The organism is Rahnella sp. 2050 (genome assembly GCF_040544515.1).
Lineage (GTDB): Bacteria > Pseudomonadota > Gammaproteobacteria > Enterobacterales > Enterobacteriaceae > Rahnella > Rahnella aceris.
This window is the reverse complement of record NZ_JBEPKE010000002.1, coordinates 232,138-258,382: the sequence shown is the minus strand read 5'-3', so window position 1 is coordinate 258,382 and position 26,245 is coordinate 232,138. Positions and strand designations below refer to the sequence as shown.

The window sequence follows — 26,245 nt, the reverse complement described above, 5'->3', positions numbered from 1 at the left end:
CGCAGACAAAAGGAATAAAGCCATGAAAAATTCAGACAGCCAAAGCGAATGGAAATGCGGTGCGGATCTGGTCGTCGCGCAGCTTGAAGCACAGGGTGTCAAACACGTGTTCGGCATTCCCGGCGCAAAAATCGATCGTGTTTTCGATTCGCTGGTCGATTCCCGCATCAAAACCATTCCGGTGCGTCACGAAGCCAACGCCGCCTTTATGGCCGGTGCCGTCGGCCGCCTGACCGGGAAAGCGGGCGTCGCGCTGGTCACCTCCGGCCCCGGTTGTTCGAACCTGATCACTGGCGTTGCCACCGCGACCTCCGAAGGCGATCCGCTGGTGGCTTTAGGGGGCGCGGTGAAACGCGCCGACCACGTTAAACAGGTGCACCAGACCATGGACACCGTCGCGATGTTCCGCCCGGTCACCAAGTATTCCGCCGAAGTCACCTCGTCCTCAGCCCTGGCCGAAGTGCTGGCGAATGGTTTTCGCGCCGCCGAGTTCGGGCGTCCGGGTGCAGCATTTATCAGCCTGCCGATGGATATCGTCAATGAACCGGCCAGCGGCAAACTCCTGACCTCGCAACCGCCGGTACTGGGCAGCGCGCCGCACGACGCGATATTGCAGGTCGCACAATTACTGAAACAGGCCAAAAATCCGGTCCTGCTGCTCGGCCTGATGGCCAGCCAGCCGCGCAATGCCGAGGCGATCCGTCGTCTGCTGCATAAAAGCGATCTGCCGGTCACCAGCACCTATCAGGCGGCAGGCGTTATCGATCAGGCTTCGTTCCATCGCTTCGCCGGTCGCGTCGGTCTGTTCAACAATCAGGCCGGTGACCGCCTGCTGCGTAACGCAGATCTGGTCATCACCATCGGTTACAGCCCGGTCGAGTATGAACCGGTGCAATGGAGCAACGGCAGCGCCGAACTGGTCCACATCGACGTGATGCCCGCCGAAACCGACAGCGACTATCTGCCGGACGTCGAACTGGTGGGCGATATCGCCGACACACTGGATCTGCTGACAGAGCAGATCCCGCAGCGCATCGATCTGAGTGCTTCTGCTATTGCTATCCTCGACGATCGCCGACAGCAGCGCGAACTGCTGGCCCAGAAAGGCCGCAGCCTGAACAAGTTTGCCATCCATCCGCTGCGTCTGGTGCGCGCGATGCAGGACATCGTCAACAGCGACGTCACCCTGTGCGTTGATATGGGCAGTTTTCACATCTGGATCGCCCGTTACCTTTACAGCTTCCGTGCGCGTCAGGTGCTGATTTCCAACGGCCAACAAACCATGGGTGTCGCGCTGCCGTGGGCGATTGGCGCTGCGCTGGTCGATCCCAGCCGCAAAGTGGTTTCCGTATCCGGCGACGGCGGCTTTATGCAATCAAGCATGGAACTGGAAACCGCCGTACGCCTCGGCGTCAACCTGCTGCACATCATCTGGGTCGATGAGGCCTACAACATGGTGGCGATTCAGGAAGAGAAAAAATACCATCGCACCTCCGGCATACAGTTCGGCCCGATTGATTTCAAAGCCTACGCCGACGCCTTCGGCGCCAAAGGGTTTGCCGTCACCTCCGCCGAAACGCTGGAAAGCACCCTGCGCGCCGCCATGGACGTACAAGGCCCCGCCGTCGTCGCCGTCCCGGTGGATTACAGCGATAACGCGCTGCTGATGGGGCAACTGGAGATGGGGAGGATTTTTTAGAGGGTGGGGTTTACTAGATAAGGCGCAGAAATGCGCCTTAAAGATTGAAAAAACGTAACCGGAACATGTAAATTGGTGGCATTACTATAAATTACTGGTCTAAATTTTGACTTAACAGTGGTGCCAACAAATGAGCACAGATTTCGAAAATTTATTAAAAGAAACTGGATTCGCTGACGAAGTTCGAAGATTTATTAAACAAGCGCAAACAGATGAGCTAAAAACTAAGGGTCTGTACTCCGATAAAGTTTGCTCTTATAAATTAAAGGTAAGCTTCGGACAAGGTAATATTGCCCAGGTTCCTTGGATAGCTTTCTTGGGTGAGGGTCAGGAGGTTTCAGACGGAATTTATCCAGTATTCCTTTATTATAAAACTGACGACCATTTAGTGTTGAGTTATGGAATAAGCGAAACCAAACCACCGAAAAATAAATGGCAAAATTCTATACTGCAAAATAAAACGGTATCTTTACATATGCAAGAAAAGGGTTTTCCTTTTAAACGCTATGGTTCCTCTTATGTCGCGACAGTCTATGAAAATGCCTCCAAGATAGTTAACTCTCCATCTTTTGATACAATTCTTTATCATGACTTAGGTAAAGTCCTACAAGACTACCAAGTGATATTAGAAAGTGAAGGAGCAGTTGAAAGTACTCCCATTACCACCGTTTCAGAGGACAATATAATGTTAAATCAGATTCTCTATGGTCCTCCTGGAACGGGTAAAACTTACGCAACCGTGAACACTGCACTCAGTATTTTAGACAAAGATTACTATGAAACTAATCAGTTCAATAGAACAGTACTTAAAAAACGGTTTGAGAAACTTTGTGAGGACGGATTTATTAATTTTGTAACCTTCCATCAAAGTTTTTCTTATGAAGATTTTGTGGAAGGCTTACGTCCTTCGATTGGCGTAAGCAAACAACTTGAATACCATGTTGAACCGGGGATATTCAAGAAAATATGCACCGATGCTATGACGTCTCCTTCTAAAAAATTTGTATTAATCATTGATGAGATTAATCGAGGGAATGTTTCACGTATTTTTGGAGAGCTTATTACTCTCATTGAAACATCAAAGCGCAAAGGAGAGGATGAAGAATTGGTAACAAAACTTCCATACTCAAAAGAAACCTTTAGTGTACCTAACAATGTTTATATCATCGGTACAATGAATACCGCTGATCGTTCTCTTTCAGGACTTGATATCGCATTACGTCGTCGTTTTATTTTTCGTGAAACACCCCCACAGCCTGAATTACTTGCAGATATCCGTATCGAAGGCCTTAATGTTGGGGAAATGCTTGCTGTTATTAATAATCGTATAGAAATATTACTTAACGCAGACCATTGTTTGGGACATGCGTATTTCCTTCCTCTGAAGAAAAATCCAACTCTTGAACAGCTGTCTTCTATTTTTAAAGACCAAGTAATACCTCTTTTGCAAGAGTACTTTTTCGAAGACTGGCAAAAAATTCGCTGGATCCTCAATGATCATCGAAAAAATGATGATATTTGTTTTATTTCACCTACTCAGTGGGATCAATCCCTCTTTGGCTCCGAGGTGACAGAACCTCTGAAAGGGAATACATACAAAGTTAATGATAATAATTTCTCAAAAATTGAAGCCTATCTCGGTATCATCGATACTAGATTAATTTCCGCATTGGAAAAAATAGCTGATGAGAAGAATGTGTAATGTTAGCCATCACGGTTAGAGAATTTGCCAGGTTAACGACATCAAGCATCGAGCCTACCTTGGATCGTGCTCAAATTTCTGTTAGCGCATTTGATTATCTCTGCAGACTGGCCTCATCCTTCAATGGCGGAACAGGTTTATTACAAGTTGAAGATCGAGCATGGTTAAAACTCGATAACCACGTGGGCGTTATTGAAACGCCCTGCGGTACGCGTATTGAGATTCTGCCTAAAAGCTTTATGGATGAAGATTGCGTCATTAAAGCAAGAAGACTTCTTCGAAAAATGATTGAAGCATCATTCGATCTCCCCACTCGTCATGTTGGGGAAGCATCGCTTGAACTTTTTAATGCACCTCTTAGCGAATGGGTAATGGAGAGATTTGTTGATTCCTTCAGCTCTTTGATTAAAAGAGGATTGCGTGCTCATTATCAACGCCTAGATGAAGAGCAGTTTTATCTTAAAGGGCAAATTAACTTTTCAGCGCAGATGAGACAATCGCCTAGCCAACAACATAAATTCCAAATCCGCCATGACATTTTTACTTTTGATCGTGCAGAAAATCGCCTTTTGAAATTAGCCTTGTTGCGGGTATCGAAAACTACGCAACAGCCTAGAACATTGCGTCTAAGCCAAGAATTACTTTCCCTACTGAATGAAGTCACTGTCAGCACAGCAATTAGTCGAGATTTTAGTGCTTGGCGAAGCGATCGTTTAATGAGTGACTATCAAGATATTAAACCATGGTGTGAACTGGTATTAGGTGAGCATATGCCTACCTCAATTCTTGGTGAATGGCGCGGCGTCAGCCTCCTTTTTCCTATGGAAAAGCTCTTTGAACGTTACGTTGTGAAATGGCTTAGAAGAAATCTTCCAAATAATGCCATACTTCATGCCCCTGCCAGAAGTAGATACCTTTGTGCTCATCTAGAATCTTCATTTTTTCGATTAGAACCCGATATTTTAATCGAACATGAAGGAAAAACATGGCTGCTTGATACAAAGTGGAAGCGCTTAAATTCTAGTGATAGAGCAAGTAAATATGGCCTTAGCCAGAGCGACTTTTATCAGCTTTTTGCTTATGGGAATAAGTACTTAGGCGGGCAAGGTCACATGTTTTTGATCTACCCCCTCACCTCTACTTTTAATCGGCCGCTTGCCGATTTCTCATTTAGTGAAACACTCAAACTCAGCGCAATTCCATTCGATATCGAAAATGAAGAGCTCATAGTTGAGCACGAACTTTTACAATTATTTGATAAGTCATGCAATTAGGCAGTCTTACACTATCTTTTCCAAGACATCCCGCAAAAACCAAAACTGCCTAAAAATTCCGCTTACTGTACAAATCCCCACGTATTAAACTCTCTTCACTGCGGCAAAATCCGCAGTCAGAATTAGCGTTCTGTCATTTTCTGGTACCGACAACCCTATGAAAAAATGGGGAATGTGGTACGGTCTGTTCTCACCCAAATTATGGTGGCTCAGACAGTGGCTTCTCATGAAGCACCGGATCCAGAAAACCGGTAACGCTAACGCTGTTTGAGCTACCACCACGAGGTTAGCGTCTCAAGTGGTAGTAAATTCACTATTTTCTGGAGTACTCAACATGCCTAACCTTTACGACAATACCCCGCTGGAACTGGAAGAGATCGTCGATCACTGCCGTGCGTTGTCTTATGCCATTGTGTCGCTGGATAATCCGCAGGCGAAAGATCTGCTGAGCTATATTCTGTGTGAACGGCTTGAAGTGCTGTATCAGACACTGGAAATGCCGATTAGCGAGGATGATGTGGTGAGCATCGACGTCGCGGAAGCACTGGCGCATTAAGCAGATTTGCAGACGTAAAAAAGCCAGCGCAAATGCGCTGGCCTGATGATCCACGAGGCATGTGAATTAGAAATCGTAGAAAACGGTAACCCAGGTGGCGTCAGCTTCGTCGTCTGTGGTGTGCGCTAATGTGCGCTCCACGTAAACAGACAAACCGTAACCGATGGTGGTACCCGCGCCCAGATAAACGTGGTTCGCGTGATATTCTTCGCCGCCTTTCAGTTGCAGGGAATCGGCTGCAACGTATGGCTGGATAGATTTCAGGAACGGCTTGTCGATATTAAAGGTATAACCGACGAAACCTTCCACACCGTAACCGCTGCCTGCGAAGTAATGATCGACAGGATTTTCACGTGTGCTCGGCACGAAATCTTTGTAATAGCTGCCGGTCCCGACGATGTACCAGTTATTTGGTTGCCAGGTTAAAGCCGTACCAGATAACTGTTGATGATAATCTTTTTCGTTATATTGATTATCTTTAACCGTGGCATCAGTCAGGCTATAAGCCGCACTCCAGACTAAATCTTTGGTGAGTTTATAATCGAAACCTAAACCGCCACCATTATTGCGGCGATAATGCTGATTCTCGCCCGCCTGAATTTCGTCTTCCGGCAATAAATAGTTGGCATATAACGTCACAGGGCCAAAGTCGTTGGTATATTTCAGGCTACTTTTCGGCTTATTCGCGCCATCGTAGCTGCCGTTAATACCAATACCCGTACCGCCCGCATGACCATCGTTATCCCAGACGTCACTTTTAATCCCGACAACGGAATAATAAATACCGTACTGGTGGCCGTAGGTTAATGTCCCGTAACGATCGTCTTTAAAGCCCGCATATAACTGACGCTGAGTATCACGCTGACCGCCTTCCGGATAATGATCATTCATACCCAGAAGGTTCGCCATGTCCACACCCAGCTCGTAGTAAGCGATGACGGAGGTGTCTTGCGTCAGTTTATAATCACCACGGAAGCGGAAACGGGTGCCGCCATCGTGACCATTTTTATAATAACCCGGTTCCGGGCCGTTATTGAAAATCCACTCTGGGCGGATGCTCCCGCCGACCTGCAAGCTTAATGGCGCCAGCAAAGCATTACTTTGAGGATTTTTATCTAAAACAGTAATCTCGGCTTGCGCACTGGCAGATAATGCCGACAGCACGACGCCTCCAATTAAGATTGACGCTTTTAAATTTCTCATTATTACCCTGTCTTTATTATTTATGTGATGTGTGTGCGGTCTTGCGCCGCGTATAAATAATTAACATAGGTATGACGGGGGACAAAGTGAAAATTCAGAAAGTTCCCTATAAGAGAAAAATATGTTTAGATGAATTATTAAACAAACAGGTTTTTAAATGTAACTCACAGAAACATTATTTGTATTATTGATTAAACAGGTATCAATACGATGAGTAATCCATCAATCGTAAACGATAAGAATACAAGAATTGAAATATTTAATAACAATTACATCGGAAAAATAGCATCAATAAGTAAATCATGCCAGCGTGATAATAACATTACGTGACAACCCCCGCGTTCATTATTTTAATTTGAGTGGTTTTCAACATCGCCAGAATAATATCCGGTAAACACTGTTATTTATTCACCCATTTCAATTTTTATCTCATGAATAGCGTTCTGGTGGTGAATATCCCCAATTCCCGGGACGGATTTTGCGAGACACATTCCAGATCTGACAACAAAATACTGTAAATATAAACAGGTTATTTCTTTGGCGTACGAACAGGCATAGAGTTCTCTGGCAGCGGCAATCACCTCGCCAGTACCGGGGGCCTCGACTCACTGACAATGGAATGACTTGTATGACTGATTCTGATAACCACACCGCGTTCACTACTAACTCTATCTCCGTCTTTCGCTCGCTTATCGCCGGGCTGGATTTCAGTCACTTTGATGATGCTCAGCTGTATGACCTCAATGCGCTGGCGTCAGAATCCGCCGGCGGGTTATGTCAGGGGCTGTTGTGCTTAAGCGAAGGACTGGAGAACAGCGAGATATTACTCCCGGAAGGGATTTCGCAGGTCAGCGATTATCTGAAAGCTTCCGCTCACCTGATCCCTGTGCTCTTTGAATTATGCGAGCAGGCCAACAGCGGGCTCGCAAGAAGCAAAAAGCTTACGGTGTATCCGATGAACTGACACGCGCGGCGATATCCTGCATCACATTACGCGCTGTCTGGCTGATTCCACCGAGTTGGAAAAAACCGTGGATCACCCCCAGATAGCGCTGTGCGGTGCAATTCACGCCCTGCTCTGTCAGCCGGGAGAACAGCGCTTCACCTTCATCGCATAGCGGATCGTATTCCGCCGTGATGATGTGAACCGGCGGCAACCCAGAAAAATCATCACGCCATAACGGGCTGACTTCTGGATGCATGAAATCCGTTTGCGGATAATAAGCTTCGAACCCGCTGAGCAGCGTGTCGCTGGTCAGCACGTAATCATCGCCATTGCGCTTGTGGCTGTCAGATGCTGCCGTCGCGTCCAGCATCGGGTAAATCAGTACCAGCAGATGCGGCAGCCACTGCCCGGTATTTCGCAGGCGCAGCGCGGTGATCAGAGCCAGATGTCCGCCTGCGCTGTCGCCCATGAGTGTTATCCGGCTGCGTTCAACGCCAAGCCTTTCCGCGTTCTGCCAGATAAAATTTGCCGCCAGCTCTGCGTCGTCATGCGCCGCAGGATAAGTATGTTCAGGCGCTAAACGATACTGAACCGCAATCACCCGGCAGCCACTGTAATAAGCAAGCTGACGCAGCTGATTTTCATGTGTGGCAAATCCACCGCTGACAAAGCATCCACCGTGATAATAGATAACGGCAGGCAGTGCGCCTTCTGCATTCAGCGGAGAGAAGATGCGTAACGAGATGCCGTCGATAACCACATCCTCAACTTCTGCACGTGGCTCAATATCACCCGCTAAAACCGTGCTGGCGATATATCCGGCGCGGCGCTGTGCAAAAGTCTGACTGCGCGACGACGGGCGACCTGCAGCGATGAAGTCATTAACAAGCCCGGCGATTGCGGGTTCCAGTGCCATGAAGAATTTTCCTGATTTGGGGGGCGGGTAATTATTACATCAGTGTAAATCGCATGAGAGGGGGTGGAAAGTGCACAAAAAGCCCAAATGAACTGATTTTAGACATAAAAAAAGCCACCCGCAGGTGACTTAATTTACATACTAATGGTGCCGAAGGCCGGACTCGAACCGGCACACCTTGCGGCGGTTGATTTTGAATCAACTGCGTCTACCGATTTCGCCACTTCGGCACTGAAAGTAGTATGCGGAAAACGTGGGCATTATACCCAGCCCAGCCGGTCACGCAATAGTTATCCCGCCTTGTTCGGTTTAAGTGTTGAAAAAACAGTCATACACCGCAGCTCAGTGAGGATTTGCTGACAAAAATCTTCTGTTTACCCACGTTTTTCCAATGCCGTTTCTCAAACTTCGCATTAGTATACAAATCACGAATAGATCTTGCCCTGTTGATGGATACCAGCTTGTTGAAAAAACTCTCACTTTCGCTCCTCGCGCTGGCCTTCGCCAGTACGCCTTTATGGAGCCACGCGCAGCAGAATGCGCGTCTGGCGTCGCAGGTCGTGGATGACCATGCAGAACACATCTTTTACGGCAGCGGCGCGATGGGAATGGCGCTGGTTGTCGTTGATAACAATCAGCAGGTTTTCCGCAGCTTCGGGGAAACCCGTCCCGGTTCCGATGTGCGACCGCGTGAAGACTCTGTGGTGCGTATCGCCTCGCTGACCAAACTTATTACCAGTGAAGTGCTGGTAAAAATGGCGCAGCAGGGCAAAGTCAGTATTAACGATCCGTTGCGTAAATACGCCCCGGCCGGTGCCCGCGTTCCTGCTTACAGCGGCACAAATCCGATCACCCTGTTGAATCTCGCCACCCACACCAGCGGTCTGCCGCGCGAGCAGCCGGGCGGTGTCGCACATCGTGCCGTCTTCACCTGGCCGACTAAAAGTGATCGCTGGAGCTGGCTGAGTGTCGCCAAACTGACTGTGCCGCCGGGTGCACGCGCCTCTTACTCAAATCTGGCGTTTGACCTGCTGTCCGATGCATTATCGAAAGCCGCTAATCAGCCTTATACCCAGTTACTGCGCGAGCAAATCACTCAGCCGCTCGGCATGGTCGATACCACGCTGACGCCAAACGCCAGCCAGTGTTCACGCCTGATGGAAGGTCTGCGTCCGAGCCCGTGTATCAACACTATTGCGGCAGCAGGCAGCGGGGGGCTTTATTCCACGCCTGCCGATATGGGCCGCTGGATGCGTCAGTTCCTCGGGCAACGCACTACAACCGCCGATATGGCGCAGAAGATGTACTACAAGCGTACGGATCTGGTCTCGCTCAAAGGAATGGATGTACCGGGAATGGCGGACTCGCTGGGAATGGGCTGGGTAACGATGGCGCCGACGCCGTTGCTGCCACGTATCATTCAGAAAACCGGCGGCGGTGGTGGCTTTATCACGTATGTCGCGATGGTGCCGCAGCGCGGTGTAGGCGTGTTCGTGGTTGTGACCCGCAGCGAACTGACCAAGTTTAAAAATATGAGCGATGGCGTGAACAATCTGGTGGCCGATCTGGTGCGTAATAACGAGATCTGACGGCTCAGTTCTCAATATTCAGAATTCAGAATTCAGATGTAAAAAGCAGGCCTCTGAAAAGAGCCTGCTTTTTGTTTATCTGTACTGCCGGATTTAGCGTTTTTTCAGCAGTAAGAACATGCTGATGACGAAGAAAAGCCCGCTCGGCAGCAATGCGCCCAGAATCGGCGGAATGCTGTAAACCAGGCTTAACGGGCCGAATATCTGGTCAAGCACGTAGAACAGAAAACCGAAGCAAATACCGGTCACCACGCGCACCCCCATCGGTACGCTGCGTAAAGGCCCGAAGATGAACGACAGCGCCATCAGCATCATCACCGCAACCGACAGTGGCGAGAAGATTTTACTCCACATATTCAGCTGGTAACGTTTTGCTTCCTGCCCGCTCTGCTTCAGGTATTTCACATAGTTGTGCAGGCCGCTGATCGACAATGCATCTGGGTCGAGCGCAACCACACCGAGTTTGTCCGGCGTCAGGTTGGTTTTCCATACGCCGGTCAGCGTCTGCGAACCGGTGATTTGCAGTTGATCCGTCAGATCAGATTCATCCACCTGAGAGAGTTTCCACTCACCATTATCAAAGGTCGCGGATGACGCGTAACGGACTGACTGCAGTTTATTCTCTTCATTGAAATGATAGATGTTGACGCCGGTCAGCTCTTTTTCACCCGCCACGCGTTCGATGTAGATAAAATCGTGACCGTCTTTTGCCCACACTCCGTTTTGCGTGGAAAGCAGTGAGCCACCGTACATCTGTTGCGCACGGTAGTTACGCGCCATTTGTTCGCCCTGCGGCGCAACCCATTCACCAATCGCCATGGTCAGCAACACCAGCGGAATCGCCGTTTTCATCACGGAGGCGGCAATCTGCATGCGGGTGAAACCGGATGCCTGCATCACTACCAGCTCGCTGCGTGTTGCCAGCGTGCCGAGGCCCAGCAATGCGCCCAGCAGCGCTGCCATCGGGAAGAAGATTTCGATATCCTTCGGTACGCTCAGCAGGGTGTATAAACCGGCGCCAGCGGCGGAATATCCGCCCTGCCCGACTTTACGCAACTGATCGACAAACTTGATGATGCCGGAGAGTGACACCAGCATGAACAACGTCATCATGATGGTGTTGAAAATAGTGCGACCAATGTAACGGTCTAATACGCCAAACATCAGGCAGCTCCTCTCAGACGCGCGCGGATCTTGCGAACCGGCAAGGTGTCCCATGCATTAAGCACCAATGCCAGTGCAAAGTAGAGCAGGTTGGTTCCCCACATCCAGAGCATCGGATCCAGCTTACCTTTGGCACCGTTGGAGCGCAGCGAGGTTTGCAGCAGGAAGAAAATCAGATACAGCAGGATCGCCGGCAGCATACTGAGTACACGCCCCTGACGAGGATTCACCACGCTGAGCGGAACCACCAGCAACGCCATAATAAAGACTGAAACGATCAGCGTTAAACGCCAGTTCAGCTCTGCCCGCGCTTCCGGTTCGTTGGAATTCCAGAGTTGCGTCATGGTCATCTGATCCGACTGATTAGGGTCAAGCTGTACAGCCTGATGCCCGATAACCGCCAGATAATCGGTGAAATCCGTCACGCGAAAATCACGCAACAGCGCAGTGCCTTCATAACGGGTGCCTTTATCCAGCATCACCTGCTGGGAGCCGTCCGCACGCTGCAACATATGTCCTTTATCAGCGACCACAACGGAAGGCCGCTGGTTGCCGTTCGGCCGCAGTTGAGCCAGGAAGACGTTATGGAATTCCTTCCCTTTAACACTGCCAACGAACAGCACCGCATTGCCGTTCTGGGCTTGCTGGAACTGGCCTTCGACCATCGCGGCCATGCTCGGGTTGGCTTTCGCCTCCGCCAGCACTTCATCCTGATGTTTCGACGACCACGGGCTGAGCCAGATCGCATTCACGCCGGCAAAAACTGACGTAAATAGCGCCAGAACCAGCGCGGCGATGACCAGTGACCGTTTTCCAAGACCACAGGCGTGCATGACCGTGATTTCACTGTCGGTATAAAGTTTACCGAGCGTCATCAGCAGGCCGAGAAACAGACTGAGCGGCAGAATAAGCTGCGCCATCTCCGGAACGCCAAGGCCCAGAAGTGAGAGAACTAAATTTGTTGGGATATCGCCATCGACCGCTGCTCCGAGCACTCTGACCAGCTTCTGACAGAAGAAGATGAGAAGCAAAATGAACAGAATGGCAAATTGGCTCTTGAAGGTTTCCCTAACCAGATATCTAATGATGATCACGCTTAATACGCCTGTGAAAACTTGTCTTTTTGAAGGAAAATCGCTAGTTTCATCGCTAATCCGTCATTTATTCTCATCATATGGCAACCTTCGCAGCTAAAATAGTATTACAACACCGAGAATTGGGGTGTCCTATAGGAACTTGCTTATAGCCGCCAAAATAAAAACTAACGCCGTTTAAGGTTAACACAGGTCGTTAACACAATGACGGGAGAGTGTCTCCGGCGACTCATTCTAGCCGTACCTCCCGCCCTTGTCTTTAAGATTCAGGAGAGTGCATGGAGTTCAGCGTAAAAAGCGGTAGCCCGGAAAAACAACGCAGTGCCTGTATTGTAGTCGGCGTTTTCGAACCTCGCCGCCTGTCACCGATTGCCGAACAACTCGATAAAATCAGTGATGGCTACATCAGCGCCCTGCTTCGCCGTGGCGAACTTGAAGGCAAAGTGGGCCAGACCCTCTTACTGCATCATGTACCGAATATTCTTTCAGAACGCATTTTGCTGATTGGGTGCGGCAAAGAACGCGAGCTGGATGAGCGCCAGTACAAGCAGGTTATCCAGAAAACCATTAACACCCTGAACGACACCGGTTCTATGGAAGCCGTTTGCTTCCTCACCGAGCTGCACGTAAAAGGCCGTAATACTTACTGGAAAGTGCGTCAGGCGGTCGAAACCTCCAAAGAGTCGCTTTACACTTTCGATCAGTTGAAAAGCAACAAAACCGAGCCGCGCCGTCCGCTGCGTAAAATGGTGTTCAACGTGCCGACCCGCCGTGAACTGACCAGCGGTGAGCGCGCCATTCAACACGGTCTGGCGGTGTCAGCCGGTATTAAAGCCGCGAAAGATCTCGGCAATATGCCCCCGAACATCTGTAACGCCGCATATCTGGCGTCACAGGCCCGTCAGCTGGCAGATGCATTCAGCACCAACATCACGACCCGCGTTATCGGCGAGCAGCAGATGAAAGAGCTGGGAATGAATGCGTATCTGGCGGTGGGTCAGGGTTCGAAAAACGAATCGCTGATGTCGGTGATGGAATATAAAGGAAATCCTAACCCGGACGCTAAGCCTATCGTGCTCGTGGGTAAAGGTCTGACCTTCGATTCCGGCGGTATTTCCATTAAGCCCGCCGCGGATATGGATGAAATGAAGTACGACATGTGTGGCGCCGCAGCCGTTTACGGTGCGATGCGTGTGGTGGCTGAACTCAATCTGCCACTGAACGTCATTGGCGTGCTGGCAGGCTGTGAAAACATGCCTGGCGGCCAGGCATTCCGTCCGGGCGACATTCTGACCACCATGTCCGGCCAGACTGTCGAAGTGCTGAATACGGACGCCGAAGGCCGCCTGGTGCTGTGCGATGCACTGACCTACGTTGAGCGTTTCGATCCTGAGCTGGTGATTGACGTCGCTACGCTGACCGGTGCCTGCGTGATTGCGCTTGGCCATCACATCACCGGTTTGCTGTCGAATCACAATCCGCTGGCGCATGAACTGATCGGCGCGTCCGAACAGGCGGGTGACCGTGCATGGCGTTTGCCGCTGGCTGATGAATATCAGGAACAGCTGGATTCTAACTTTGCGGATATGGCAAACATCGGTGGCCGTCCGGGTGGTGCGATCACCGCCGGTTGCTTCCTGTCGCGTTTCACCCGCAAATACAGTTGGGCACATCTGGATATCGCCGGTACCGCATGGCGTTCAGGCAAGAACAAAGGCGCAACCGGTCGTCCGGTTGCGCTGTTGTCACAGTTCCTGCTCAACCGTGCAGGGCTGGATGGCGATGAGTGATTCCTCTGCTAAATAAGATATAATCTCCACTATCAGGGGCTGGTTCGCCAGCCCCTCCACAGGCGGGCGCACCAGTTGCGCCCCTGTTTTTTCTCAGCAGCACAGTGAACTCATCATGAAACAGGCAACCTTCTTTCTTCTCGATGCGCCGGACGCCAGTGGCGAGCTCAGCTCGCACGAAGCACTGGCCTGTCTGGTCGCCGCTGAACGTTACCGGATGGGCAAACGTGTTCTGCTGGCCTGTGAAGATCAGAAACAAGCTGAGCGCCTGGATGAAGCGCTCTGGCAACGCGAGCCGAACCACTTTGTGCCCCATAATCTGGCCGGTGAAGGCCCGCGTTTTGGCGCGCCGGTAGAATTATGCTGGCCGGGAAAACGCGGCAATGCGCCACGCGACTTGCTCATCAGCCTGCTGCCTGAGTTTGCAGATTTTGCTACTGCTTTCCATGAAGTGGTAGACTTCGTTCCTTACGAAGATTCCCTTAAACAACTTGCGCGCGAACGCTACAAAGCCTATCGCAGCGTGGGTTTCTCTTTGACGACGGCCACGCCGCCCTCAGTCACCACATTGACCGACGAAAATACGAAGCGAAATGGATAAGACATATAACCCGCAAGACATCGAGCAGCCGCTTTACGAGCACTGGGAACAACAGGGCTATTTCAAGCCACATGGTGACACCAGTAAAGAAAGCTTTGCCATCATGATCCCGCCGCCGAACGTCACCGGCAGCTTGCACATGGGTCATGCTTTCCAGCAAACCATCATGGACGCCATGATCCGCTATCAGCGCATGCAGGGGAAAAATACTCTGTGGCAGGCGGGGACTGACCATGCGGGTATCGCAACGCAGATGGTGGTTGAACGTAAAATCGCCGCTGAAGAAGGCAAAACCCGTCACGATTACGGCCGTGAAGCGTTTATCAACAAAATCTGGGACTGGAAAGCAGAATCCGGCGGCACCATTACCCGCCAGATGCGCCGCCTGGGTGATTCCGTGGACTGGGAGCGTGAACGCTTCACGATGGACGAAGGCCTGTCTGACGCCGTGCGCGAAGTGTTCGTTCGTCTGTACAAAGAAGACCTGATTTACCGCGGAAAACGTCTGGTGAACTGGGATCCGAAACTGCGTACCGCGATTTCAGATCTTGAAGTGGAAAACCGCGAATCCAAAGGTTCCATGTGGCACCTGCGTTATCCGCTGGCTGACGGCGCGAAAACCGCTGAAGGCAAAGATTACCTGGTGGTCGCCACCACGCGTCCGGAAACCGTGCTCGGTGATACCGGCGTTGCCGTTAACCCGGAAGATCCGCGTTACCGCGATCTGATCGGCAAAGAGATCATTCTCCCGCTGGTAGGCCGTCGTATTCCGATTGTTGCCGATGAACACGCCGATATGCAAAAAGGTACGGGTTGCGTGAAGATCACCCCGGCGCATGACTTTAACGACTATGAAGTCGGTAAACGTCACGGCCTGCCGATGATCAATATCCTGACTTTCGATGGTGACATCCGCCAGACCGCTGAAATCTTCGATACTAACGGCGAAGAAAGCGATGCATGCGCCAACGATATCCCTGAGCAGTTCCGTGGCCTTGAGCGTTTTGCCGCACGTAAAGCCGTGGTCGCCGCCTTCGACGAAGCCGGTTTGCTGGAAGAAATCAAACCTCACGATCTGACCGTACCTTACGGTGACCGTGGCGGCGTAGTTATCGAACCAATGCTGACTGACCAGTGGTACGTGCGCACTGCACCGCTGGCGAAAGTTGCGGTGGAAGCCGTTGAGCAAGGCGACATTCAGTTCGTGCCGAAGCAATACGAAAACATGTACTTCAGCTGGATGCGTGACATTCAGGACTGGTGTATTTCCCGTCAGCTTTGGTGGGGACATCGCATTCCGGCGTGGTATGACGCCGAAGGCAACGTGTTTGTTGGTCGTGACGAAGCGGAAGTGCGCAGCGAGAACAACCTGGGCGCAGACGTCGTGCTGACTCAGGACGAAGACGTGCTCGACACCTGGTTCTCTTCCGGTCTGTGGACCTTCTCCACACTGGGCTGGCCAGAACAGACGCCTGACCTGAAAGCTTTCCACCCTTCAAGCGTGGTCGTCAGCGGCTTCGATATCATCTTCTTCTGGATCGCGCGCATGATCATGATGACCATGCATTTCGTGAAAGACGAAAACGGTAAGCCACAGGTTCCGTTCCACACCGTGTATATGACCGGCCTGATCCGTGACGACGAAGGGCAGAAAATGTCCAAGTCCAAAGGTAACGTTATCGATCCGCTGGATATGATTGACGGTATCTCGCTGGAAGATCTGCTGGAAAAACGTACCGGCAACATGATGCAGCCACAACTGGCAGAGAAAATCCGCAAGCGCACCGAGAAGCAATTCCCGAACGGCATCGAACCGCACGGTACTGATGCCCTGCGCTTCACGCTGGCGGCACTGGCGTCTACCGGCCGTGACATCAACTGGGATATGAAGCGTCTTGAAGGCTACCGCAACTTCTGTAACAAGCTGTGGAACGCCAGCCGCTTCGTGCTGATGAACACCGAAGATCAGGATTGTGGCCTGAACGGCGGCGAACTTGAGCTGTCACTGGCTGACCGCTGGATCCTGGCGGAATATAACCGCACGGTGAAATCTTACCGTGAAGCGATGGATAACTACCGCTTCGATCTGGCTGCCAGCATTCTGTATGAATTCACCTGGAACCAGTTCTGCGACTGGTATCTTGAGCTGACCAAACCGGTCATGAACGGTGGCAACGAAGCGCAACTGCGTGGCACCCGTCATACGCTGGTGGAAGTGCTGGAAGGTCTGCTGCGTCTTGCGCACCCGATTATTCCGTTCATCACCGAAACCATCTGGCAGCGCGTGAAATCGCTGAAAGGCATCACAGCAGAAACCATTATGCTGCAGCCTTTCCCTGAGTTTGATGCAGCAAAAGCGGACGAACTGGCGCTGGCCGATCTCGAGTGGATCAAGCAGGCGATCATCGCTATCCGTAACGTGCGTGCCGAGATGAACCTGTCTCCGGCTAAGCCGCTGGAACTGCTGCTGCGTGGCGCGAGTGCGGATGCACAACGTCGTGTGGAACAGAACCTGAGCTTTATTCAGTCTCTGGCGCGTCTGGAGTCCATTACCATTCTGCCTGCTGGCGACAAAGGCCCGGTCTCTGTTACTAAGCTGGTGGAAGGTGCGGAACTGCTGATCCCAATGGCCGGTCTGATTGATAAAGATGCCGAGCTGGCACGTCTGGACAAAGAGATGGCGAAACTGGACGGCGAGATTGCTTCCATCGAAGGCAAGCTGTCTAACGAAGGTTTTGTGGCGCGTGCGCCGGAAGCGGTTGTCGCCAAAGAGCGCGAACGTCTGACGGCCTGTGGTGAAGCGAAAGTGAAACTGGCGGAACAGAAAGCCACGATTGCTGCGCTGTAATCTCAGCCAGATGTAAATGTTAAAATCTATAAAAACAGATGCCAGTCAGGGAAACCTGACTGGCATTTTTTATTCCTGCTACACCCTGATTAACGCGGGGAATTATTCTGAAATTCCTGCAAAAAAGTATCTGTCATTTTTCTCACCAGCGTTGAGAAAAACTGGTTATTAAGTGCTGCTTTATTGTAAACCATATAGACCGGTTGAGAAGGCAACGTCATATCCGTCGACAACTTCTGGATATCAAAAGCATTTTTCATTTTTTCATAGAAACGTTCTGTGATAAAAGCCAGCATGTCGGATGTTTCTACCATCGAGATAATGGAGAGAAATGAAGGGCTGATAAACCGACATTTCCTGTCAACTTGCAGCAAAGTATTAACATCCAACCTGTTAGATAAAAGACTAGTACTCTCGGAATCAACGAAAATATGGCTCTCTTGCGCAGCCTGCTCCCTTGACAGGCTCCCTCTAAGGCGAGGATGCGATCGGCGGCAAATCATCACCGGCACTTCGCTGGAAATATGCTGGCTAACCCGGGAATGGCTAACGTGCGGATGAACGTCAAAAATGATGTCAGCCTTACGGAAAATCAGAGCATCTTCAGTTTCAGCAATCGAATTGCCGCTCGTGCTGTGCACTATTTCACAGTCGGGTGCAATTTCATCCAGTACCTTGCGCATCACGTTTATCGTAAACATTGAAATGTAAGGTGAGCAGTGAACAACAAGTCGGGTCGGCAGAGAATCAAACGAGATATTCTGCAATTTCGCCACTAAATTGTCGTAAGCCTCCGCCAGGCCTTCGTGTATCCCGATCGCAACGGTGGTCGGTGCCAGTGCCTTACCATCCCTGATGAACAATGCATCATTATAATGAACACGTAAGCGCCCCAGTGCCTGACTGACAGCAGAAGGCGTGATGCCAAGGGCATCTGCGGCTTTGGTTCCGCTACGATGAATAAAAACAGCCTCAAACGTAGTCAATAAATTGAGATCAAAATTTTTCACCATTTTAAAACGATCGGTGAGTGTGTTCTCTTTCATCCTGTCCAGTCCCCTGACCTCTGGTGAAATACGAGAGTTCGTATTCTCAACATCAATCATAGTCAAGATACTCAATTTTGGTCTCCTTACCAGCAATTAAATTTCATGTATCACTCTGTAAAAATAAGGTTTTTGTCTAAAAAAACAAATAATGCCTTTCATTAACACCACGGTATATAAAGTAAATAGCAGGCTGCAAGACAGTTTTAGTTAAACCTTACTTAACTATACCTTTAACAAAGTTAAAGTAAAATCCACTTTTTTTTTATAAAATATATTTTTTTCTTATAAATTTTCTATGATTCAAAAAGATATAACCATAATTAACTTTTCTGAAAAATATATTCAGCAAATAACACGGATTGAACCTCATTTTAAGCATTGTCGTTTTCGCCAATACGACTCGTCTCCTGTCCATCCCGATAAATGGAAAAATAAGGCGTGTTATCGGGACGAGTGTGATTTACTCATCTGCCATTTGGGGCGGGTGGTGGTGTGTACGAATCTTCACATTGAAAAAGAAACAACGAAGCCCCCAGTTTTCACCAGGGGCTTCGTTGTTTACCGCAATTAATTATACTGGATAACAAATGCTGCAGTGGCTTTCAGTTCGCCCCCCGTGATCTGCTCGTCAGTTTGTACATAACGTGCCTGCAACGGAATAGTGACATCCATTTCCTGGGTTGTGTTAACAATATTATAAGAAGTATTAAAATCCAGATCCTGACCATTCATTGCCAGACGGATCCCAAGTCCTTTTGCTTCACTATCTGAAGAAACAGGAATGATATTATTGCGACCTTCATTATTGAATACGCGGAAATAGACCGGTGTATTGGCACCGCAGGTAAGACGGATATTTGCATTAGCCGTTTTACTCGATTCACTGCCGATACCATCAAAGTCCTGATTACTCACCGGCGGCATAGGAACCGAGATGGATGAGGAATCGATAAAATCACAGCCAATTTCACTAATTGTCGCAAAAAAATTGTATGACCCTACTTTGTATTGGTTGCCACTATCATCATGTAAATACACGCTAAACAAAACGCCAATTATCCAACCCGGCGTAACCGTGCCGGTTTTCAGAAATTCAATATTGACCTGAGGTGACATGAGAGGTGAAACCGCGCTCGTTCTGAGAACGGTTGAATCATTGTTGACCACCTCTCCGTCTATTTTAACTCTGAAACCGATTCCTTCGGCACTACCTTCACCGGTCCCGCTTCCGAAAATATTATTTCCCATAGGCGTACGTGTGGCTTGCGTTTTAATAGTATAGAAGTAGGTACCAGTGCAAGAATCGGCAAATTTCTTCCCCCCTGCCGGATTGGCATTGGTATAGAAAACACTGCCTATGGGTGTTTCACGAGTTATTGGCAAAGTGCCTACACTCGTACTGAACCTATTTTCAGATTGCACATTCTGACACCCCGCGCTTGCGGCAAAACAGGTCAAAGCAATGGCAATGAATAACCCCAGATTACATATCGATTTCAATAAAGGAATATTCTGTCTGTTCATTATCTTTCTCATCATTATTTGCATTGTGCAGAGGCTTGCTTGATCAAATCTTCAGCAGTTTCCGGGGTGCTCGCGAGTTGATAACTGGCATAGCATTGCTTCTCTGTGCCATTACCCCATTTCGCCAACAAGCGCCCTTGTGCTGCCAGCCCGGTCAGATAGACCTCGCCGTTCTCACCAACAATGCCTGTATTGTCTGTTTCGCTGTCCATGACAGAAACTACAGTACCGAACGGCAATGGTGCACCTGCGTAAGTCATCGTAATTAACGCACGATCGCCTACTTTGGCATTATATTTCGCCAATACGACTGCGCCCTTGGTCGGTATAACGGTTAATGAAGGTTCTGCAATATCCAGTTTCGAACCCATACTTTCGGTTCTTAGCCTCACTTCATTTTTCTTGTACGGCTGAGCGTAAGGTACGACAGCATAACCACGCCAGTCGGTACTCACACCCGTACTGTTTTCAATGTAAACATCAGATGCCCCAGGTGCTTTAACAAGCGTCACACTGTCGCCCATATATTGAGAAAGCGTTACACCATTTTCATGTACTAATACGCCACCTGACAGGCCATAGGTCATTTGTTTATTTTGATCGGTATAGCTATACCCCACCAGCGCTTCACCGGATGAACCTTTATAATCTAATGAGGAAGACCCTGAGGCACCGCCGCCTTTATTTTCATAACCTTGTTGAACGCTATAACTAAGGTTATTATTTTCAAGTAATGTTCCATTAACACCCGCTTGCTGTGTTGTTGAACCATCTTTACGCGAAGTCATATTATAACTTGCCCAGGCCTGAGATGAATTCATGAATGCGCTGAACGGAATAGACATATTAAATGCCAGAACCTGATCGGATTCATCAATACCCGGGTTTTTGGTATAACTATAATTCAGGCCGTAAGTCATACCTTTAAATGAGCTGGTTAATCCGGTTTGTAATGACAGTTCTTTGCCATCGCCTCCCCAATAATCTTGTTCACTGGCGCTAAAATAAATCGTAGCAAGGTCGGCGATATTCTGATTAATGCTGGCCTGAATTTTACTGCGAGCATTATGGGTACGATTAAACTCGTCCAGCCCGTCTTCCGTTTCTGCGCTAAATTTCTGCACATCGTCAAAGGAATAATATCCTTTGGTGGAATAACGATAACCAGCAAGTTGCAAGTTGGTATCGGTTTGATCGATATTTTTCGCATACATGAGGCGGTAGGATTGCCCGGTCTTATCACCGATACCCTCAAGGGTACTGACTGCATGGGTGACGTCTAAAGACAACGCACCAATTCGGCCCATATCCATACCCAGGCCCGCCGATGCGGCCTTATAATTATCGGCAAACTGTGTGCCACCATAGGCGGTGATGTTTGACGAAAGACCATAAATTGCGGTCAACTGGCCAAAATAAGGCTCTTCTACATCTTCCACGCCAGAACGATAGCGACCTGCCGTGGCGCTGTATTTCAGACGCCCTTCACGTTGCAGGATTGGCACTGAACTGGTGGCCTGAGTGTATTGCGTTGTCGACCCATCGGCCTCTTTGATTGTTACTTTCATATCCCCACCGTTACTGGAGGGATAGAGGTCAGTAATCGAAAACGGTCCAGGTGCCACGTTCGTTTGATAGATGGTGTAGCCATCCTGCTCGATAGTCACCTGAGCGTTACTGCGCGCGATACCGCGAATTATCGGCGCATACTGGCGTAAACGGTCCGGCAGCATATTGTCATCAGAAGATAATTGCGCACCAGTGAACTGGACACTGTCGAAAACTTCACCCGGCGAGGAGTATTCACCGAGCGTCAGTTGCCCGCCCTGCAGGAAACGCACATCGCGTTGCAAGTAGGTTTGAATTGAATCCCATGATTGCGTTTTATCGCCATCATCATTGGTATTATCAGCATAGGTTGAATAATTACGTAAACGCCATGCACCAAGGTTAATTCCGCTACGCAGGTTCAAATAGTTAGATTGCGAGTCACCGCTGATCTCATCGTCAGTATCGGAGCCGGAATAGTTATAGTTCACCATTAACGCAGGGATACCGTCATCCCAAAGAGAGGGATCTACAGCATTTCGGATATGTGGCCGAACGCCGATTTGAGGGACAGTAATGTAATACTTCCCCCCTGCCAGATCGAGTTTTTCTGTGGCGTCTGGTATATAGGTTACCAGCGGTTTTTCCAGCGTCTGACCTGGAGATTGCGTTTTTAATGCCGGGAAAACGTCGTCTTTTACACCATACTCATAGAGTTGCGCAGGCGTCACTTTACCGAAAATCTTCCCCGGTGAATCAGGAACATCAACGAAGATAACAGAGCGTCTTTCAATTAACTCATTATTCAGGAAGACATCCACAGAATAAGTGCCAGGTGCTTGCCCACCTTCATTGGCAAAATAATTAAGATCGACGCCATCCATGTTACCGCCGTTGCCGACAGCTTTGAGCATTTCCGCACTAAATTCTTCTGCTGCAAAAGAATTATAATTAAATGCCAATAAAATTAATAAGGGCAGACTTTTTAGTTTGAATATCTGCTGTACTCCGCAATGATTAACAGTCCCGAAAAAAAAAGAGTGTTGTTTTTTCCTTGCAGAAAATCCTTTTTCGTCCTGCATTATTCTTCCTTATTAAAAATGGTGTTGAGCGATCTTATTTTTCAAATTTAAATTTTGGCATGACTTAGTTTTGAGATTCCGCCGTAATCATCAATAACCGTCCAGGAGACGTCATTACCCATAGGCGCTTTTTTTATTTTCGTACTTGCCAAAGGCGGAACCATAACACTTTCAGTTACTGGTGAGTTGTTTACAGTAATTTTACCGAATGAGACGTAATATGGCGTAGGGTTAGTCACAGTTAGACCTTCGCCCGAGCGGCTGAATTTAACCTTTGAATATATATCTTTTAAATCTTGATTGTTTAACGCGGCAGGACGATAAATCAATTTCAATCGGTTATTCACTGAGAACTGTAAGCTACCGCCTTCATCACTTTTCTTTTGTGATGGTGGTATCACCAGAACATTCATCCAGTAAATTGATTCCCGATCTTGTGGCAAACCAGCGGCAGATTTCAGCGCAATACGAATAATGCTATTTTGGTTCTTTTCAATTCTGAAAAGTGGCGGGGTAGCGATAAAGGGTATGCTTGCTTTACTTTCATCCTCAAAATTGCTGACCCAGGAGCGGACCAAAAAAACTGAGTCGATGCCTGTATTATTAACAGAAAGCGATGTTTCTTTCATATCACTGGAGAAAACAACTCGCGTAGCACCCACTGTTACACCAGCGGTAGCCTGAAAAATAAAACATAACCCTAACAGGCCACATATAAAAATGGCTGCACGTTTCATACAATACCTCGAAAAAAAACGGAATAAGTCACCTTATTCCGTATATTTATTAAGATTCAAAATTATTGATAAGTAATTTCGAACGGAAGATTAAGAGTCCAGGAGCCGGTGCCAACATTACTAGTCTTGGTACGAGTCAGAGCAGCAACATAGTTAAGGGTGTTATCCCCTTCAACCAGGGCAGCCGGCATATCAGTATTTGGAACCTGAAGAGTACCATCGGCTGCTTTGATGATAGTACCTACAGCACTAGGAGTTGCATCAGTAAACTGGTTAGAGGTACTTGAGTTGCCTTTAAACTTCACGTTTGCGCTCGTCACGGATGCAGGGCAACCACGCAATACCAGACTAAATGGCTCTGATGCACCCGGAGTAGTTTCACCAACAGCTAATGCATTAAGGGTAGATGCTGCTACTTTCTCAATAGTTACAGTCAAATCTTTTGACTCCAGAGAACAAGCAGTAGATTTAACGGTACCGGTAAAATTAAGTGTACCATCAATAGCGAATGCAGCCTGAGAACTCAGTGCAGCAAATACAAATACAGCTGCTGAAACCATTTTCATTTTCATGAGATAATCCTTTATATATTCAAATATCAGCGAATTAAAAATTCACTTATTTTATTAATTGTAAGACAGAGTGAAACTGGTCGTTGCATCAAATGCGCCACCAGTTACAGATTCGCCCACTTTAACCGGAGCTGCTTTCAGGTTAATTACTGCGGTACCCAGTTCTGGATTTACAGCCACTGGGTTCGATTCTGTCTGAACTGCCAATTCGCTGCCATCTTCGTTATACAGACCAATACCAAAGCCCGTTGCTAAAGAAGAATCAGATAATTTCAGTAATTTATTGTTGGTGACGTCTTTATCACCGTTGGTGGTCAACTTCACATTCGCTACGGCCGGGCAACCGGTCAGGTTAATCGTGATGTCTTGTTTTGCAACGGAGCCATCAACAATTGCACTGCCTGAAACATCACCAAATGCGATCGGTGCAAGTTCACCATCAACCGTACATGCACCGGCAATAATTTCACCTTTGAATTTCAGGCTACCAGACTCATCTGCCGCATGAACACTTGCAGCAGCCAGGCCTGCAGCTAACAGACCCACTTTAAAATAGGTATTCATTTTCATCAACATATCCCTTTGCTTTTTGAGTTTACATTTCATAGACAGTACTGTCCGATTTAATAAAGCAGTAAGTTCTGTAAAATAATTACGCGCCCTTACTTCTGGGGCAGATAATAGTGCATCACAGGGATAACAATACAGCCGATCTCCTTAATTAATATTTTAGTAAAGTTAACGAACAATGTTTTAACCTTGAATTACATGCAAAAACCTATATATTCGCAAACAAAAATACTAGTAATTAAATAACTTTAGAACATACACCACATTAAATGTACAGACTAAACAATACCAGTACCTCGCATTATCCAGTTGAAATATAATGGGATATTTCATAACAGCGCGGGAGGCAATCCGACGAAAAAGTATCAACGGGCATGACAGTAAAAAAATTAGCGGAGTGCCTAAAAAACAATATGTTATTAAAGCTGGCCAATCAAAACCGGAAATAAATGTTTATTATAAATAATAATAATTATAAAAATCATCAGAGGAAATAGAAAATAGGATAAAAAGATAATAAAAACAAAAGCACAGTTCTGGAAGTAACGCTGATACCCGCAAGTCTTATTAACGACCTGATCAGTTTTTCCAAATTGTTATCTTCGCCCGACTTTGCTTTTTCATCTGAAGTCGTTGAGTTGAAGATACTTAATGCTATCGGCGAATGCAGTCGCGAATTTTACGGTGACCTACGAGTAAGACTTCACGTTCTGACGGGTTCTTTCGCGGACCCGTCAGAGGTTTTAGATCATCACTACTCCTTTGCCGCATCCCTGATATGCCCGATACGTGACTGCATCGCAGGATGTGTGCTGAGCCAGTCAGGTAACACGCCGTCCGCTTTCTCCTTCTGCGATTCTGCGGATACCCTGCTGTATATTTCCGCCATTTGCTCAAGCGAGCGCCCTTCCCGCTTCATTTCTGCTATCGCCCAGTTATCCGCTTCACGCTCCATACCGCGGGAAAATTGCAGTTCATTCGCCAGCGATGCCGTTTGTAATAAGGTATCGCCAATGCCGCTGACATCGCCGGTCATCCATAACAGCGTGAGGGACACCAGCGAGGAACGCACCAGCATGCGCATGGGATGCCGGTAAGCGTGATGTCCCATCTCATGCAGCATTACCCCTGCCAGCGCGTCATCACCCGGGCTAAGCGCCACCAGTTTATCGCTGAGGATCAGCGTGCCGTCCGTCAGCATGAAAGCGTTAGCCACATCGGGAATATTCATCAGCTTCAGCCGGACCGGCGTACGGTCGGTGCGTAATGACGGCGGGATCACCTGCTGGAAAAGCTGCTGAAGTGCTTTCTGTTTATCGGCAGGCAACGCCGAATCCCGGAAATCACTGGCGCTGAGCAGTGTCAGCGTATGACGCCCGAGGTTTTGCTCAACAGTGGTGGGAATTCGCTGCGCAATCACATTGCTGGCCCACGGCAATAAACCGTAGATATAAAAGAAAATCAGCAGGCAGGTCGCCAGTAAGGTGAGGAGCACCCCGCGCTTATGGCTTTCCATGCGGTATACCCAGCCGGGCCGGCGATGCTGCCGTAACCAGTGACGAAATGCACCGTCATCGGCAGGCACAAAACGGCCACCATCGGGAAAAGTGAGAAACAGCGGGATCGTGCCCAGCGCATCAGAAACCTCGATCTCGCTGAGAGAAAAAGTCGGGTTCAGGTTTTCAGCTTCCAGCGTCAGACACGGGTCGCCGCCCAAAAAAAGGCGGGCAGCCTTGCGAGCTGCCCGTCCAGGAGGCTGATAAAAGCCTTCAATGATCATG

20 protein-coding genes and 1 tRNA gene are annotated in these 26,245 nt (G+C 48.7%); 9 read left to right on the top strand and 12 right to left on the bottom strand.

Translation table 11 applies throughout. The features are described from left to right. Positions 1-22: 22 nt before the first annotated feature. The 4 genes from alsS (at position 23) to ABIC79_RS08425 (ending at position 5,231) form a co-directional block, all read left to right on the top strand. Positions 23-1,699: an acetolactate synthase AlsS gene (gene alsS, locus ABIC79_RS08440; protein WP_013577136.1), complete on the top strand. Its 1,677-nt coding sequence runs from the start codon at positions 23-25 to the stop codon at positions 1,697-1,699. Positions 1,700-1,829: 130 nt separating this feature from the next. Further along, positions 1,830-3,401, top strand: coding sequence for an MrcB family domain-containing protein (locus ABIC79_RS08435; protein WP_013577137.1), 1,572 nt, complete (start codon positions 1,830-1,832; stop codon positions 3,399-3,401). Further along, on the top strand, positions 3,401-4,675 hold the full coding sequence (locus ABIC79_RS08430) for an McrC family protein (RefSeq protein WP_126125188.1): 1,275 nt from the start codon (positions 3,401-3,403) through the stop codon (positions 4,673-4,675). The genes ABIC79_RS08435 and ABIC79_RS08430 overlap by 1 nt, the downstream gene beginning before the upstream one ends. Positions 4,676-5,009: 334 nt before the next feature. After that, complete coding sequence (locus ABIC79_RS08425) at positions 5,010-5,231, top strand: hypothetical protein (RefSeq protein WP_013577139.1); 222 nt, start codon at positions 5,010-5,012, stop codon at positions 5,229-5,231. Between the two features lie 66 nt (positions 5,232-5,297). Here ABIC79_RS08425 and ABIC79_RS08420 read toward each other — a convergent pair whose 3' ends face one another. Beyond that, positions 5,298-6,434: a porin gene (locus ABIC79_RS08420; protein ID WP_013577140.1), complete on the bottom strand. Its 1,137-nt coding sequence runs from the start codon at positions 6,432-6,434 to the stop codon at positions 5,298-5,300. A gap of 628 nt (positions 6,435-7,062) precedes the next feature. Between ABIC79_RS08420 and ABIC79_RS08415 the strand changes: the two genes are divergently transcribed. Beyond that, positions 7,063-7,398, top strand: a complete 336-nt coding sequence (locus tag ABIC79_RS08415) for a hypothetical protein (protein WP_013577141.1) — start codon at positions 7,063-7,065, stop codon at positions 7,396-7,398. On the opposite strand, the gene ABIC79_RS08410 is transcribed toward ABIC79_RS08415, so the two are convergent. Together ABIC79_RS08410 and ABIC79_RS08405 are read right to left on the bottom strand one after the other, a co-directional pair. Then, the gene (locus ABIC79_RS08410; protein ID WP_013577142.1) at positions 7,376-8,296 is read right to left on the bottom strand and encodes an alpha/beta hydrolase; all 921 of its coding nucleotides are present in this window, start codon (positions 8,294-8,296) and stop codon (positions 7,376-7,378) included. The genes ABIC79_RS08415 and ABIC79_RS08410 overlap by 23 nt on opposite strands. A gap of 145 nt (positions 8,297-8,441) precedes the next feature. After that, positions 8,442-8,526 (bottom strand) — tRNA-Leu (locus ABIC79_RS08405). A 219-nt stretch (positions 8,527-8,745) separates the two neighbouring features. On the opposite strand from ABIC79_RS08405, the gene ampH reads away from it, so the two are divergent. Further along, on the top strand, positions 8,746-9,885 hold the full coding sequence (gene ampH, locus ABIC79_RS08400) for a D-alanyl-D-alanine-carboxypeptidase/endopeptidase AmpH (protein WP_013577143.1): 1,140 nt from the start codon (positions 8,746-8,748) through the stop codon (positions 9,883-9,885). A 93-nt stretch (positions 9,886-9,978) separates the two neighbouring features. Here the strand turns inward: ampH and lptG are convergent, their stop codons facing one another. Continuing rightward, a complete protein-coding gene (lptG, locus tag ABIC79_RS08395) occupies positions 9,979-11,049 on the bottom strand; it encodes an LPS export ABC transporter permease LptG (RefSeq protein WP_013577144.1) in 1,071 nt (356 codons plus the stop codon). After that, entirely contained in the window at positions 11,049-12,143 is a 1,095-nt protein-coding gene (gene lptF, locus ABIC79_RS08390) for an LPS export ABC transporter permease LptF (RefSeq protein WP_013577145.1), read from the bottom strand. Before lptF ends, lptG begins: the two co-directional genes overlap by 1 nt. 278 nt (positions 12,144-12,421) lie before the next feature. Here lptF and pepA point away from each other — a divergent pair, with 278 nt between their 5' ends. From pepA to ABIC79_RS08375, 3 genes are all read left to right on the top strand, one after another. Continuing rightward, positions 12,422-13,933 (top strand): leucyl aminopeptidase, encoded by a 1,512-nt coding sequence (pepA, locus tag ABIC79_RS08385; protein ID WP_013577146.1) that lies wholly within the window; start codon positions 12,422-12,424, stop codon positions 13,931-13,933. Between the two features lie 115 nt (positions 13,934-14,048). Further along, entirely contained in the window at positions 14,049-14,534 is a 486-nt protein-coding gene (locus tag ABIC79_RS08380; protein ID WP_013577147.1) for a DNA polymerase III subunit chi, read from the top strand. Beyond that, positions 14,527-17,382 (top strand): valine--tRNA ligase, encoded by a 2,856-nt coding sequence (locus ABIC79_RS08375; protein ID WP_013577148.1) that lies wholly within the window; start codon positions 14,527-14,529, stop codon positions 17,380-17,382. Before ABIC79_RS08380 ends, ABIC79_RS08375 begins: the two co-directional genes overlap by 8 nt. Positions 17,383-17,471: 89 nt before the next feature. On the opposite strand, the gene ABIC79_RS08370 is transcribed toward ABIC79_RS08375, so the two are convergent. The 7 genes from ABIC79_RS08370 to ABIC79_RS08340 form a co-directional block, all read right to left on the bottom strand. Further along, positions 17,472-18,503: a LysR family transcriptional regulator gene (locus ABIC79_RS08370; protein WP_205569701.1), complete on the bottom strand. Its 1,032-nt coding sequence runs from the start codon at positions 18,501-18,503 to the stop codon at positions 17,472-17,474. A 495-nt stretch (positions 18,504-18,998) separates the two neighbouring features. Next, positions 18,999-19,955 (bottom strand): fimbrial protein, encoded by a 957-nt coding sequence (locus tag ABIC79_RS08365; RefSeq protein WP_013577150.1) that lies wholly within the window; start codon positions 19,953-19,955, stop codon positions 18,999-19,001. Positions 19,956-19,969: 14 nt separating this feature from the next. Beyond that, positions 19,970-22,585, bottom strand: coding sequence for a fimbria/pilus outer membrane usher protein (locus ABIC79_RS08360; protein ID WP_013577151.1), 2,616 nt, complete (start codon positions 22,583-22,585; stop codon positions 19,970-19,972). 47 nt (positions 22,586-22,632) lie between these two features. Further along, on the bottom strand, positions 22,633-23,322 hold the full coding sequence (locus tag ABIC79_RS08355) for a fimbrial biogenesis chaperone (protein WP_013577152.1): 690 nt from the start codon (positions 23,320-23,322) through the stop codon (positions 22,633-22,635). Positions 23,323-23,384: 62 nt separating this feature from the next. Further along, positions 23,385-23,894, bottom strand: coding sequence for a fimbrial protein (locus tag ABIC79_RS08350; protein WP_013577153.1), 510 nt, complete (start codon positions 23,892-23,894; stop codon positions 23,385-23,387). 54 nt (positions 23,895-23,948) lie between these two features. After that, positions 23,949-24,464, bottom strand: a complete 516-nt coding sequence (locus ABIC79_RS08345; RefSeq protein WP_015690498.1) for a fimbrial protein — start codon at positions 24,462-24,464, stop codon at positions 23,949-23,951. A 754-nt stretch (positions 24,465-25,218) separates the two neighbouring features. Next, on the bottom strand, positions 25,219-26,244 hold the full coding sequence (locus ABIC79_RS08340; RefSeq protein ID WP_013577155.1) for a M48 family metallopeptidase: 1,026 nt from the start codon (positions 26,242-26,244) through the stop codon (positions 25,219-25,221). Between the last annotated feature and the right edge of the window lies 1 nt (position 26,245).